Genomic DNA, 13,919 nt, shown 5'->3' with positions numbered 1-13,919 from the left:
CACTGTGATAGTACAAAAATGGGAACAAGAATTACACGCTCGCAGACTGCCGCGCAGTGTTTCTCGCGACGGCGATCATCGCAATCCCTATCAGCGAGATAAAGCTCGCGTACTTCACAGTGCCGCTTTTAGGCGCTTACAGGCCAAAACCCAAGTATTGGGTGTTGGCCTAAGTGATTTTTATCGCACTCGCCTTACCCACTCTTTAGAAGCCGCGCAAATAGGTACCGGTATTACTGCGCAGCTATGCGGTAAGTTTCCAGATATCGCCAATAAATTAGCCCTTGATGCTACGCTGATTGAAACCTTGTGCTTAGCCCATGATATCGGTCACCCACCATTTGGGCACGGCGGTGAAATTGCCCTTCATTATATGATGCACGAACATGGTGGCTTTGAAGGCAACGGCCAAACCTTTCGCATTATTACTCAACTAGAGCCCTATACCGCCGAACATGGTATGAACTTGTGCCGACGAAGTGTATTAGGCCTGGTGAAATACCCCAACTTTATAGATACGTTACGCTCTCCTGATGTTAATGGTGAGCGCCCAGCGTCTTTGCGCCAAGTAAAAGCCAGCCAATGGCACCCGCCTAAAGGTTTATTTCGCTGCGATGAACCACTATTTGATTGGTTATTAGCACCTTTTAGTTTGCAAGACAAAGACAAACTAATGTCATTCAACCAATTTGATAACAAGCACAGTAAAACGCGCTTCAAGTCTTTTGACTGCTCGATTATGGAACTTGCGGATGATATTGCTTATGGCATACACGATTTAGAAGACGCAATTGTCATGGACATGGTGAACCGACAAGACTTTATTAGCGATGTCACCCTTCCGCTAAAAGCATTGGGTATAAAATGGTTATCAGGCAACATTGATGAACTGACCGATAAGCTTTTCAGCAAAGCCCATCACGAGCGCAAAAATGCAATTGGCGCATTGGTAAACAGTTTCATTACTGCTATTGAAATTGCGGGTGTAGACGGTTTCGAACACCCCCTTCTAGCGTACAATGCTAAAATGCCTAACGACTTTGAGCGTGGCCTAGAACTATTCAAACGCTTTGTTTATAACAAAGTGATTCGCCGCCCCGATGTACAACAACTTGAGTACAAGGGCCAGTTAGTAGTGATGGAATTATTAGAAGCTTTTAGTTCTGATCCAGCGCGCCTGTTGCCCGAAAACACGCAAGAGCGCTGGTTAAAAGCGTGCGAACAAAATAACGGCATGCGCGTGCTTGCTGATTATATTTCCGGTATGACCGATGAATTTGCCTCTCGCTTATATGGCACACTCTTTTCTCCTCGACAAGGTGGCATTCAAGATAACTTTCACGGTTAGCGTTAAGCGTGGTACAAAGTTATTACGTTAAATTAAGCAGCACTAATCTTTAACGGCATCTGCAACGATTTGTGCATTTACAATTTGGTTCACACTCCCCTGAATAACCACGGTGGCTGATATTTTGTCCTGAATGGCTTGTCTGTTTGGGTCCCAGTACACCTGTAAAAAGCCTAATAACCCCGTCGCAAAACCTGCTCCGTAACCGCCGTACCGGCCAAAGCAATCAAGCATGCCAAGTGGCTCACCGCTTAACGAAACCACGCGAATATTACATACTTTTTTACCTGGGGTTTGCCCGCGCCAAAGTAACGAGAACAAGGTAAAGTAAACAGCAGCCCAACCAAAACCTAGGCCTAGGTCTTGAATAATGCCTTTGCCCCACTGCAAAATACTGGTTACAGGTGTCGTGTTGCTTTCAGTTGTAACTTCGCGCGAAATGCTCTCTGGCGCTAAATCTGAATTATTAACATCCTGTGCTGTATCAGATTCTTCATCTGCTATAGCCATCAAGTGCAATAGTGATCGGGTAAATTGAGTACTTTCAGCGTCTTCAATTTCAGCAAGTTCAGGTAATTGAGCAACTAGATTAGCGCTAGCAGCGCTCTGGCAAATTTCATCGCAGTTTTTATCGTTGTCTGTTTGCGCTAAATAGGTACGTATTATTGATTTATCATGCTCACTTAACTCATCTTTTCGCTCTGCTTCTTTTATTTGTGTTCCTTGTATAGCGCTATCGCCTTCAAAGAAATCTATTGCTAACGAGAGTACCGTTAGCGAGCTTACAAATAAAAAGCTTGCCGCAAAAAGCTTTAATGTTCTGCGCCAAAACGGCGACATTTTAGGGAGGTATTGTTGTGCAGTGCCTTTATAAAAAGCCATAGCAGCAACGAAGGCAATTAACGTTGCGCTAAGCTTCGCAGCCATAAATATTAAAATGACATCAATGATCATTGCCAGTGCGCGCTTAATCGGTGTGGCTAGAGGGATACCTAATAGCGCTTGGTCAACGTTAAAAGCATACGGGGTGATCACATCTCTGGTTTCTGAGCCAGATAGCGCTGATTGCTCTTTTTCGTTGGCTTTCATTTTTATACTTGTTATTAAAATAGGTAAACCATTTAAATTACGCGCTTTTTATTTTTAGCTCAAGCTAAAGCTATTGATTACTATGCACAAAAAAACCTAATTAGTTCAATTGGTATCCCTTACTTACCATTGTGTCTCACTGTGCTCTTGGTAATACATGAAATTTTATTCTTAGTTGGTGGGTCTTTGTAGTTACGCAAAATTTTTACTTATCGTTACAATAGTGCGTGTTTGTTGCCTTGTGCAATCTTAAAACCTTGCCTTCACGTAAGTAATGTAAGCTCGGCGCCTTCGCGCGACGTCGACGGTACTCTGCTAATCGATTTTTAATGTTAAAGCGCGCTCAATAATAGTGGTGTAAGTATGTCCAAACCTTTTAAACCATCAGTAAAGTTAACCGACAATCATGTGACCGATGAAAGTGTTTACCTTAATCGTCGCCAGTTACTAAAGTCCTTTGGTTTTGTAGGTGCTTCTGCTCTGCTTTCAAACTCCGCGAATGCAGCAGGTTGGTTTTGGGAAGACGATGAAGAGCAAGCAGAAGCATTTAAAACCCAAGCGCTGAAATTTAGCCAACCAGAAAAATATCAAATTAGCGAAACTCAAACGCCAGAATCTAAAGCCACCTCTTACAACAACTTTTATGAGTTTGGTACTGCCAAAGATGAGCCGGTTAAAAACGCGCAAGAATTTGATACTTCTGAGTGGACACTAAAAGTAGATGGGCTGGTGAATAAACCGCTTACACTAAATCTTGATGATTTAACGAAGCGTTTTCCACTTGAAGAGCGTATCTATCGCCTTCGCTGTGTAGAAGCCTGGTCTATGGTTATTCCTTGGATTGGTTATGAGTTAGGCGCATTACTAAAAGCGGCAGAGCCCTTATCGTCAGCCAAATATGTCGCGTTTGAAACCCTATACGAACCTGAACAAATGCCTGGGCAGCGTAACCGTTTCTTGGGTGGTGGTATTGAATACCCTTATGTTGAAGGCCTGCGTTTAGATGAAGCCATGCACCCGCTTACACTAATGTCGGTAGGACTTTACGGTAAAAGCCTACCACCGCAAAACGGCGCGCCGGTTCGTTTGGTGGTGCCATGGAAATACGGATTTAAAAGTATTAAGTCTATTGTACGCATCCGGTTGACCGATAAACAGCCCCCCACTACATGGAACCGCTTAGCGTCTAACGAATATGGTTTTTACGCTAATGTGAACCCTAAAGTATCACACCCTCGTTGGAGCCAAGCTAGCGAACGCCGTATTACCACTGGTGGCTTGTTGTCACGTAATAGAATACCTACCGAAATGTACAATGGTTACAGCGAAGTAGCGCCGCTTTATGCAAACATGGATTTAACCCGTAACTTCTAATGAAAATATTCAAAAAACCCGTACGTGTTTCAAATTTAACTCGCAGGTCGCTGAAGGGCATCATTCATTTACTGGCACTTGGGTATTTAGTTGGCCTTTTTTACGCTGGCGTAACCGATAATTTAGGCCCCGATCCTGTCGATACGTTGCTAAACGAAACCGGTATATGGGCAATACACCTTTTACTTATTACGCTGATGTTAAGCCCATTAGCAAAAATACTGCCTAGCCCAGAGCCAATTAAATTCAGGCGAATGCTGGGGATATATAGCTTTGTGTATGCACTGTCGCATTCTGTGACTTACATCCTGTTCGAACTGCAACTAGACATGGGCTTGATTGCTACTGAGTTGGTTAAACGGCCCTATATTGTCGTAGGGCTTACCGCTTTGGTTTTACTCTTCGTATTAACAGTAACGTCTTTTCAGAAAATACGTCGCAGTATGGGCAAGCGTTGGCAGCATTTACATAACAGTATTTATTTAATAGTACCTTTGGCATTGCTTCATTTTTCATGGTCACAAAAAACCCTATGGCAAGAACCCATATGGTATTGGCTGTTTGCCTTTGTATTGTTATTCAACCGAATTAAAGGTTTGGTGACTACTGCACGAAAAAAACATGCTCGTAATAAAAACCGGAAACACGCTGTACAAACTTAACCAGTACTGGTGCAAATTTAGTGAGTGATAAAAAACAACAGCGCGGCATATCGCGCAGTTTTACTAATTCCCACAATCAGTAAGAAAAACCAAAAGCGCGTACGTAAGGTGCCTGCTAGCAGAGTTAATGGGTCACCAATAATTGGCACCCAGGCTAGCAGTAAAGACCATTTCCCCCACTTTTTATACATGAGTTCAGCCCGCATAACGGTGGCGTGAGAAACGCGCAGCAACTTGGTCGCTGCCAATTGGCCGAAGCGAAAGCCCAAAACATAATTTACGATTGAACCCAACACATTACCTGCAGATGCAACAACCAGTAACACCAGCGCAGATGAACCGTTTAGTACCAAGGTAGTTAATACAAGCTCAGAGCTTAAGGGTAATATTGTGGCAGCAAGAAACGCTGAAACCAACATACCAACATACCCTAGTGTTATTAAACTGCTCACCGCAAATTATGCCTTATTTTTTGTTACTAGGTTCACGCCATCGTGTTTAACCTAATGAAATTCTATGCGGGTGTAGTGTACCTAAGTCGCCAATTTAGTCATTAAGTTTGCTTACCCTTTGATGGCTGTATGCATACCCTTTAGCGACAGTACGCTGTAGTCATTAATATTACAGCGTTTGCGCGCGAAGCACTTCCATCTTTAAATCGGTATAACCATTCAAAAGCATTTAAGAAATAAACATTGTGTGAAAAAAACACAATTTAATGCTTGCAATCCTTTCAACTTAAAACTACTGTATACACATACACACTGTATAGATAAACAGCTTACTGTATAAATACTAATTAAGCATGTTTCTACGATAACACGTGATTTTACTTAAAAGACTGATTCACAAACTGATTTAAAACACCCTACGAAGATAACTTAAGAAAAGGTAACGCTATGAACACTTCTCCAATTGCACGTTTACAGGCATTACGTACCTCAGTGACCAATAAGTCTGCTTCAAGCTCCGCTATTTCTAACGTTGTACAACTCCCCTTACCTTTCGAAGGCTATCCAGGTGAAGGTAAAGGTGGTACGAGTAAGGGCTGGAATTATCTATTAGCCGATTCAGTGTCATTTTCAAAAGAAGTCGACCACGCTATTCGTATACAAAAACCTGAAAAGGAAAAAATGCCAGAGTGGATAAGCAAGCTGATAACCGGCGGCCAATGCAAAACACTGTATGTTGAAAATATTGATTTAGATTTGCAGCCTACCGACAGCGATATGATCAGAAAGCTTTGCGAACTTTATTCTGTATGTTTGGTAAATGTGCGAGTAGATTCAGCGTTAAATGAAGGCAACCTTGCAGTAGGGCCATGGTAATTCGTTTGATTAACCGTTAGCATTGCGCCCGAGTGCACGTTTACCTGCACATATATTCAATATGTGCACTGCTAACTTGGTTGTAAAAAATTATGCGATGTTTTTGCTGTTCAAATTTACCATTTTCTTCATGCTGTGAACCTTTTTTAAAAGGGCATGCCACACCTCAAACTGCTGCCCAGTTAATGCGCTCTCGTTTTTCTGCGTATGCCAGTAAGCAATTCGATTATGTACTGGCTACCTATACAAAAGTACGTCAACCGGAATTAAGTGTTAATGAATTAACTGCCAATGCAGCTAATGCTACGTGGTTTGCACTGGAAGTGGGTGAAACCCACAATGTGCCTCTTATTAAACAAGCCGAAGGGTTTACTGAGGACATTATGCAAATTAATGAAGGTGCAACGGATACGGTAGATTTCACGGCTTATTATTTTGAAAATAAAAACCTATATCAGTTACATGAGACATCGAACTTTATTGTTGAAGATGGCAAATGGTGCTATCACGACGGGATACTCCATGATGACTGCGGCAAAGTAAAATACGGCCGTAACTTACCTTGCCTTTGCGGCAGTGGGAAAAAATTTAAGCAATGCTGTGCAACCAAAGTACGGTAAAAGCGCGGTAAAGCTTCATTAGCTGTGTGGCTGTATTCCCCTATCCCCCTTTAATACAAAAAGCTTTACCCAGCGAACTAATAGTCACCCTGTCATTCAAGGTGTGCAAAACTCGAAGCAGATAAGTTCGAAGCAAACAAGTCTGCTGCTTCGGGCTTTTGAAGCATTTACCTCTATTCTTTTTATTCATTATTTTTGCTCATTCTTTTTACTGATTGTGTTGAATTTTCACATCGCTTCACACAAGTAGATTGCTTTTACGGCAGCGCTGTCATTATTCAAATTAAAACTTAAAACTTAAAACTTAAAATTATGAGCAAATTTCATTATTTAATGAAATTAAATCATTTTTATTCATCAGTTAATCTGCGTATAAAACCTTCTCTGCTCGACACAACTAACGTATTGCATTCGTTTTTAATTAGCTACTAGGTGCTTAATTAGAAAATACGTAATAGTTGAACTGAGCTAAAAATTTGGGTTTATGTTCACAAATGGAATGTCAGATCACCATGAATAACACTTTTACTTTTTCGCTTAAGCGCGTTTGTTTTGATGAGAACTATCGTCCATCTGACAACACACGCATCACTACTAACTTTGCTAACTTAGCTAGAGGTAGACGACGCCAGGATAATCTTCGAAACGCATTACAGATGATAGACAATCGTTTTAATGCTCTAGCGTATTGGGACAATGTTAGCGGCGATCGTTATTCGGCAAAGCTTGAAATCATTTCGGTTGATATTGATGTTGAAGGTAACGGCTGTACCTTTCCTACCATTGAAATACTAAAAACCAATATTCTTGATCGCAAAACCAATACAACCATTGAAGGAATTGTGGGGAACAACTTTTCGTCTTATGTACGAGACTACGACTTTAGCGTGATCTTATCTGAGCATAATAAAGACCGAGACCAGTTTAGCATTCCCAATGATTTTGGTGATTTGCACGGGAAGATGTTTAAAGCATTCGTGAACTCAGACGTTTACAAAGAAAGTTTCAGTAAGTTACCTGTTATCTGCCTGAGTGTGTCGGAAAACAAAACTTACCAAAGAACGGAAAATCAGCACCCTGTATTAGGTTTTGAATACCAGCCTAATAGCGCTTCGTTAACCGAGCAGTATTTCCAAAAGATGGGACTGCAGGTTCGTTATTTCATGCCGCCTAATAGCGTTGCCCCTTTGGCATTCTATCATTTTGGTGACTTGCTAAACGATTACACCAATCTTGAATTGATAAGCACGATTAGCACCATGGAAACCTTCCAAAAGATTTATCGCCCTGAGATTTATAACGCAAACGCGGTCGCCGGTAGAGTGTATCAGCCGAATTTAAAACACCAAGATCATTCACTCACACAAATAGAATATGACCGAGAAGAACGCAATCACTTAGCGGCTCAACAAGGTAAGTTTGTTGAAGAAAATTTCATCAAGCCTTACCACAATATTCTTCAACAATGGTCTGCAAACTGCGCCCTTTAACTCATTCAAACGTGTAGTACTTATTATGAAAAAATTATTACCTACTTCAATTGCCGGCAGTCTGCCTAAACCGTCTTGGCTTGCGCAACCTGAAACACTTTGGTCACCTTGGAAATTAGACGGTGATGAACTGACTCAGGGCAAACAAGACGCCTTACGCTTGTCGTTACTCAATCAGCGACAATCTGGCGTTGATATCATTAGCGATGGTGAACAAACTCGACAACACTTCGTTACCACCTTTATTGAACATTTAAACGGTGTTGATTTTCAGCAGCGTAAAACGGTAAAAATTCGCGACAGATATGATGCCAGTGTGCCTATGGTGGTTGGTGAGGTTACTCGTCAAAAAGCCGTTTTTGTTGATGATGCCAAGTTTTTACGTCAACAAACTAGCCAACCGATTAAGTGGGCACTTCCCGGCCCTATGACTATGGTAGATACCCTGTACGATAGTCACTATAAAAGTCGTGAAAAGCTAGCATGGGAGTTTGCCAAAATATTAAATCAAGAAGCGAAAGAACTGGAAGCCGCAGGCGTTGATATTATTCAGTTTGATGAGCCTGCATTTAATGTATTTTTCGATGAGGTGAATGACTGGGGCATTGCGGCACTTGAACGTGCTGCAGAAGGGTTAAAATGTGAAACTGCCGTTCATATTTGCTATGGCTATGGCATTAAAGCCAACACCGATTGGAAAAAGTCACTAGGTGATGAATGGAGACAGTACGAAGAAATTTTTCCAAAACTGCAATCGTCCTCTATCGACCTTATTTCACTAGAGTGTCAAAATTCTCGGGTTCCCATGGAACTAATCGAGCTGCTTCGTGGGAAAAAAGTGATGGTTGGTGCTATAGACGTAGCCACCAATGCTATTGAAACACCAGAAGAAGTCGCTAATACCCTAAGAAAAGCCTTACAGTTCGTTGATGCTGACAAACTATACCCTTGTACTAACTGTGGCATGGTGCCGTTATCACAACATGTAACACGCGGAAAACTCAACGCATTGAGTGCAGGGGCCGAAATCATTAGACAAGAATTAACGCGTTAATGCTACTGTCCTCATAGCGATTACAGAGCTGACATTGAGTTTGCATCTATGCGCCACTCAACTTTTTTGTCAGCTCTGTTTAACCTGCTAGCCAATGAATAATGTTAAGTAAAAATCGTTCGTTTTGTTCAGCTCCTACCGACCTCATACCATGTTTATCTCCTGTACGCGTATCGATTTGAGAAGAAAACATCATGCCTTCAGAAAACACGGCAACCCGCCCTTTACCCAATTTCAAGAAGGCACCTTGACTCCAGCCTTCGATGGCTCTTCGACGTGTGCTTGACGTTATTTCAAAAGGAACTTCTGGCTCAATAGATACAGTACGCGGCCCAAGGGTTAACAGTGAAGTGGCCTCTTCTGGTGGTAAAAAGGCAGCGCCGCCGAAAGTTTTAACTTGTATCACTTCTTTTACGTGCAACTGACTGTTTAATACTGATGTGAATGCGCCATTTTGACTTTCTTGCATAAATACAGGAAGTTCGACATGGTTTGGGTGTTTGGCTTCTGGATTGGCTTCAGAATTGGCATTAGCGCTAGAATTATCATCTTGCTTAGCATTTTCATGTGCATAGGTTACTTCATGGCTAATCAGCGTACCCGTGGCCTTGCTAAATAGTGTTGCTTTGACGTGGCCATTAGTAAAAGTGAAGCCCAACGCTGTTGCTAGGCTTTCTATTACTTTCGGAAAAGGGGCGTGATCGGCAATAAGAAAAAGTGAGCCGCCATTTCGTACCCATTCAATAACAACAGATACTTCATCATTAGTCAGCGCTTGATTAAAAGGGGGTTGCCAGTTGCTTCGCTTTTTATCAAGGGCGTTGGCGATAACAAGAATATCCACATTTTTAAGGGCCTGTTGGCTGAAACTTACCTTGTTTGATTCAACCGTGACTCCATCGCTGAGCAACACCTGAGCAAAGGGTTTGAAACGATTATTGATGGTGAGAAAGTTGTGGTGAGCTTCATCGACCTGTACCACTGGGCTGGCATTTGAGGTGTAAGTTGCTGTTCGCTTGTAGGGTTCAAATGTCGCGTCTGCTTGTTGGGGGCTGTCAGAGCAAGAAGACACTAAAAGCACATTGAAAAGAATCGCCAGTCTCGCCATAGTTTTCATTAACACGTCCTTATGAATAATTTCTAGAGTAAAACAAATAAAATAAAGCCAAACATTTCATAGCGTTAAAGGCACTTTCGACTTTAATTAGATTATTTTTCAATCATTTTGTAATTTTTATTTTTTGCCCGTGACTATAGCTTTGAAGGTTAATTAATAATCACCAAAGCATATACAGGGAATCACGATGACGGCACAAACTTCAGGCAATCAAAATGAGCTAGCGTTACAAGCCCCCCAAACATACGAAAACAATACCTATGGGAAAAATACAGGGCGTTTAGATAACAAGGCGTGGCTTCAACAAGGGTGGCAATTATTTAAGCAAGCCCCTTTTTCATTATTTGTTCTTATGCTGAGCCCGTTAATTATTGAAGGTATTATACAGCTATTACCTGCGCAACTAATACCTGATCCCCTACTAGCAGCCCCCATGTCCATAATGCTTTCAAAATGGATAATGGTGCCTGTTATTGGCGCTACTTGGCTATGCATTCATAACTTGGCGACAAAAGGGAAAGTATGGTCGTTCTCTGCAATAAGCAATGCATCGTGGGGGAAATTTCTACTTATTAGCCCTCTCCTTTTGCTGCCGTTTTTAAGTCAGCTTTTGTTTTCTTGGGTACTACTTGGAAGTAGCGGTGTAGATTTGCTTTTATTCCAAAAGCTTATTGATATAAGCGCCCACACGTTAGGTTTACTATTCTCATCGGCAGTGCCATTTATTATGCTATTTCTGTTTGTTGCACCACTAATGTTAATAGCTAAACGCACTTTTAAACAAAGTATGGCAACAACCTTTTCGATTGTTTCTGCACAGCCTAGTGCTTTCGCCATGTTAGCTGCACTAAACACCTTGGTTATTTATTTTGCGCCACACACCTTTGGTTTGTCTGTGTTACTTGCATGTCCAGTACTTGCTTGTATCCATTATGGTGCTGTTAAGCCACATCTAGCGCATAAATAACCTTTAAAATAGACCGAGACAAGGCCGCTAATGTCAGCGGCCTCGTTTAGCGTTTACCTTTGCCAATGTTTCACTTATACCGCTTTTCGCAAATAGACGTTGTAAATCATCGCTATCACTAGGCATACGCCAGCTGGCGCAATAAGCGAAAAGAACTGAAACATGCCAAACAGAATTGCCCCCGCTGTGCCACCAAAAATGAAACCGGTAATAATTAACAAGAATAGCTTGGCTTTTCTGGTATCTAGCTTTTCCCCTCGGCACAGGGCCCCAAGCATAATGCCTAAATCGGTGAAAATACCAGTAACATGAGTGGTGCGAATAATAGCCCCGCTATAGGTTGTAGCTAACGCATTTTGAAGCCCACAAGCCGCTGAGGCAAAAAAATGCCCAATAAACTGTTCGTTATACAAAAACGCCAACGCAACAAGCAATAAAAGCGCTTCTATTACAAGGGCTGTGTCGTAATGCCGGCCAAGTTTCAATGTAAAACCATGCAGTAAGAAACCTGCAATAGAAGCGCCAACAAGGAAGGAAAGTAAAACTCCTACAAGATGAAACGCACTTTGCAAAGACCCTTGGTAAACACCAGTACCTAGTAAGGTTGCAGTGCCCGATAGATGCGATACTGATTGGTGTTCAAACCCAAGCAATCCAATCGCATTCACATACCCAGCCACCAGCGCTAAGATAAATGCGCCAAATTCTACCCATTTAGGAAGCTGAGAAATCATAATCCCTCGTCGTGTTACTACTCAGATTTGGCTAGCATACTCGCTAGTAGAGAAAGTCAAACTGACCGACATCAATAAAACTGCCAAAATAAATTTTTTATCAGCAACAATGACATAGCTTAACCCACATAGACTAACGCAGTAACAAGTCACCTTGTACAGGAACATATTTGCTGGCAGCCTTTATAAGAGAAACCGAAGTGAGTTCTTGAACGCCGTACACTTCCACCTCTTTACCTTTATCAACAAGCTTACTGGCCAATATATCGAAATCACCATCTCCTGTAGCAAACACAATAGTGTCGGCGAGATCAGCATACTCCATAGCGTCAATCGTTATACCCACATCCCAATCGCCTTTCGCTGAACCATCTGCTCGCTGAATGAAAGGTTTTAACTTAACTTCAAAGCCAATACCACGGAGTATATTTTGAAACTCTCGCTGTTTTGTGTCGCCTCGCTCAATAGCATACGCCACTGCTTTCACCACGTTTCTACCTTCGGTAGCCAAGCGCCAAAATTGATTGTAATCAAAATTGCACTTATGAATTTGTCGCGTGGTGTAGTAAATATTTTGCACGTCAACGAAAAGCGCAACGTTATCCATGGTTAGTCCTTTTTGATAGCCAGAAGGCTCAGCCTTTTTGATGTTGTTTGTTAGCTTGCCTATTACACGAGTAGATTAGCTAAATGTACGAATATATAACGCTTCTACTTTGTCTCTCGCCCACTGAGTTTTGCGCAAAAACTTAAGCGAAGATTTCACAGAAGGGTCGTTGTTAAAACAGTTCACCCTAATTTCAGAGTACAAGCCTTCCCATTGATAATGTTCAACGAGACGAACAAGAATTTTTTCAAGGGTAAGCCCGTGAAGAGGATTATTTGGCTGCTGTTGGTTCATAATGCTAATTCCGAATAGAAACAAATACGTATCGCGATTAACCAGCTCGCTAGTACGTTGATTTTGTTATTTTAACAGAGTATGTTGGCATTCCCTTCGAAAAATTCGAAGTAACTAGCGTAAGCATATATATAAAACCGATAAAACAAGGAAAGTTGTATGAGTAACAACATCAATGATGACCATGACGTCAGCAAAGAAAATGAAAGTATTCAAGAATATTGGGGTATGCCACTTAACACCTATTGCATGCTTATTCACCTTAGCCAGTTAACCAGTATTATAGTGCCTGGTTTAGGGTTAATCCTGCCCATCGTTATGTGGGCTGTGAATAAAGATAAGCACCAAGATATTGATATGCATGGAAAGGTCACCGTTAATTGGTTAATCAGCTTATTTGTTTACTCGCTTATTTGTGGCCTGCTCACGTTAATCATTATTGGTATGTTTGGATTAGTGATCCTTGCTATTTTGAACTTCATTTTCGCTATTGTTGCCGCGATAAAAGCCAACAAGGGCGAATTATGGGTGTACCCACTTAGCATTAGGTTTATTAAATAACGTATGAACATGTTCCTTAAGCCTTGCTTCTGATTCTTGTGTGAGTCTTCTAAATGAGCCCTTTGATAACAATTAAGCAAGACGACCTTAGCAGCGGCGACGTTATCGCCCTGCTAGAAGAGCACTTAAAAGACATGTACGCCACGTCTCCCCCAGAAAGCGTGCATGCCTTAGATGTTAAGGCGTTGAAGTCGCCTAACATTACATTTTTTAGTGCATGGGAAGGCGAACTATTAGCCGGATGCGTAGCCATCAGAAAGCTCAGTAACACTGAAGCAGAATTAAAATCTATGCGTACCAGCGCCATGTTTCGTAAGAAAGGTATAGCAAGTCAATTGCTTACCTTCGTAATTGAATTCGCTGCAGCAAACGGTTACCAAACGTTAAGCCTGGAAACGGGCACGCAAGACTATTTCAACGCCGCCCGGCGGTTATATTCAAAACATGGTTTTAAGGCCTGTGACCCTTTCGGGGAATATCAGCTTGATCCCAATAGCCACTTTATGACCAAGCTGATATTCCCCGAAAGGGCCCCTGTAATTAGAAAACAATAAAGCCCGCTACTTCAGTATCCTTTCCTATCCTTTGCTGATTTCAAAGACATACAACAGCAAGCCCCTGAAGTGGAAGCACAAGCCGACAAGCGTATCGAAAAAACATAACAATTTGTTTGC

At 41.8% G+C, this 13,919-nt stretch carries 16 protein-coding genes; 10 read left to right on the top strand and 6 right to left on the bottom strand.

All coding sequences use genetic code 11. The features are described from left to right. Positions 1-4 precede the first annotated feature (4 nt). Positions 5-1,348 (top strand): anti-phage deoxyguanosine triphosphatase, encoded by a 1,344-nt coding sequence (locus tag KYS23_RS11870; protein ID WP_218418822.1) that lies wholly within the window; start codon positions 5-7, stop codon positions 1,346-1,348. A 42-nt stretch (positions 1,349-1,390) separates the two neighbouring features. Here KYS23_RS11870 and KYS23_RS11865 read toward each other — a convergent pair whose 3' ends face one another. Continuing rightward, entirely contained in the window at positions 1,391-2,437 is a 1,047-nt protein-coding gene (locus KYS23_RS11865; RefSeq protein ID WP_218418820.1) for an RDD family protein, read from the bottom strand. 363 nt (positions 2,438-2,800) lie between these two features. Here KYS23_RS11865 and msrP point away from each other — a divergent pair, with 363 nt between their 5' ends. Next, a complete protein-coding gene (gene msrP, locus KYS23_RS11860; RefSeq protein ID WP_218418818.1) occupies positions 2,801-3,811 on the top strand; it encodes a protein-methionine-sulfoxide reductase catalytic subunit MsrP in 1,011 nt (336 codons plus the stop codon). Beyond that, the gene (locus KYS23_RS11855; protein ID WP_218418816.1) at positions 3,811-4,473 is read left to right on the top strand and encodes a protein-methionine-sulfoxide reductase heme-binding subunit MsrQ; all 663 of its coding nucleotides are present in this window, start codon (positions 3,811-3,813) and stop codon (positions 4,471-4,473) included. Before msrP ends, KYS23_RS11855 begins: the two co-directional genes overlap by 1 nt. A 17-nt stretch (positions 4,474-4,490) precedes the next feature. Here the strand turns inward: KYS23_RS11855 and KYS23_RS11850 are convergent, their stop codons facing one another. Beyond that, positions 4,491-4,925, bottom strand: a complete 435-nt coding sequence (locus tag KYS23_RS11850; RefSeq protein WP_476726931.1) for a YqaA family protein — start codon at positions 4,923-4,925, stop codon at positions 4,491-4,493. A gap of 447 nt (positions 4,926-5,372) precedes the next feature. Between KYS23_RS11850 and KYS23_RS11845 the strand changes: the two genes are divergently transcribed. From KYS23_RS11845 to KYS23_RS11830, 4 genes are all read left to right on the top strand, one after another. Continuing rightward, the gene (locus KYS23_RS11845) at positions 5,373-5,801 is read left to right on the top strand and encodes a deoxyguanosinetriphosphate triphosphohydrolase (protein WP_159530673.1); all 429 of its coding nucleotides are present in this window, start codon (positions 5,373-5,375) and stop codon (positions 5,799-5,801) included. 92 nt (positions 5,802-5,893) lie between these two features. Beyond that, entirely contained in the window at positions 5,894-6,421 is a 528-nt protein-coding gene (locus tag KYS23_RS11840) for a YchJ family protein (RefSeq protein ID WP_218418814.1), read from the top strand. Between the two features lie 512 nt (positions 6,422-6,933). Beyond that, on the top strand, positions 6,934-7,911 hold the full coding sequence (locus KYS23_RS11835) for a DUF1852 domain-containing protein (protein WP_129738038.1): 978 nt from the start codon (positions 6,934-6,936) through the stop codon (positions 7,909-7,911). Between the two features lie 25 nt (positions 7,912-7,936). Then, positions 7,937-8,965 carry a methionine synthase gene (locus KYS23_RS11830; RefSeq protein WP_218418813.1) on the top strand — a complete coding sequence of 343 codons (1,029 nt, stop codon included), beginning with the start codon at positions 7,937-7,939 and terminating at the stop codon, positions 8,963-8,965. Between the two features lie 79 nt (positions 8,966-9,044). Here KYS23_RS11830 and KYS23_RS11825 read toward each other — a convergent pair whose 3' ends face one another. Further along, positions 9,045-10,082 carry a DUF4350 domain-containing protein gene (locus KYS23_RS11825; RefSeq protein ID WP_218418803.1) on the bottom strand — a complete coding sequence of 346 codons (1,038 nt, stop codon included), beginning with the start codon at positions 10,080-10,082 and terminating at the stop codon, positions 9,045-9,047. A 187-nt stretch (positions 10,083-10,269) separates the two neighbouring features. On the opposite strand from KYS23_RS11825, the gene KYS23_RS11820 reads away from it, so the two are divergent. Then, positions 10,270-11,049 (top strand): hypothetical protein, encoded by a 780-nt coding sequence (locus KYS23_RS11820; protein ID WP_218418801.1) that lies wholly within the window; start codon positions 10,270-10,272, stop codon positions 11,047-11,049. A gap of 74 nt (positions 11,050-11,123) precedes the next feature. Here KYS23_RS11820 and KYS23_RS11815 read toward each other — a convergent pair whose 3' ends face one another. The 3 genes from KYS23_RS11815 to KYS23_RS11805 all read right to left on the bottom strand — a co-directional run bounded on the left by KYS23_RS11815 (position 11,124) and on the right by KYS23_RS11805 (position 12,684). After that, positions 11,124-11,783 (bottom strand): YoaK family protein, encoded by a 660-nt coding sequence (locus tag KYS23_RS11815; RefSeq protein WP_159530683.1) that lies wholly within the window; start codon positions 11,781-11,783, stop codon positions 11,124-11,126. 133 nt (positions 11,784-11,916) lie between these two features. Next, positions 11,917-12,390: a LabA-like NYN domain-containing protein gene (locus KYS23_RS11810; RefSeq protein WP_126872244.1), complete on the bottom strand. Its 474-nt coding sequence runs from the start codon at positions 12,388-12,390 to the stop codon at positions 11,917-11,919. 75 nt (positions 12,391-12,465) lie between these two features. Beyond that, on the bottom strand, positions 12,466-12,684 hold the full coding sequence (locus KYS23_RS11805; RefSeq protein ID WP_013784337.1) for a VF530 family protein: 219 nt from the start codon (positions 12,682-12,684) through the stop codon (positions 12,466-12,468). 159 nt (positions 12,685-12,843) lie between these two features. Here KYS23_RS11805 and KYS23_RS11800 point away from each other — a divergent pair, with 159 nt between their 5' ends. Continuing rightward, a complete protein-coding gene (locus KYS23_RS11800; protein WP_159530685.1) occupies positions 12,844-13,245 on the top strand; it encodes a DUF4870 domain-containing protein in 402 nt (133 codons plus the stop codon). Between the two features lie 65 nt (positions 13,246-13,310). After that, positions 13,311-13,799 (top strand): GNAT family N-acetyltransferase, encoded by a 489-nt coding sequence (locus KYS23_RS11795; protein WP_159534531.1) that lies wholly within the window; start codon positions 13,311-13,313, stop codon positions 13,797-13,799. Positions 13,800-13,919 lie beyond the last annotated feature (120 nt).

Origin of the sequence: Alteromonas lipotrueae (assembly GCF_019249255.1) — a bacterium.
GTDB classification, from domain to species: domain Bacteria; phylum Pseudomonadota; class Gammaproteobacteria; order Enterobacterales; family Alteromonadaceae; genus Alteromonas; species Alteromonas lipotrueae.
The sequence above is the reverse complement of the archived record's forward strand: the minus strand, read 5'-3'. Positions and strand labels throughout refer to the sequence as shown.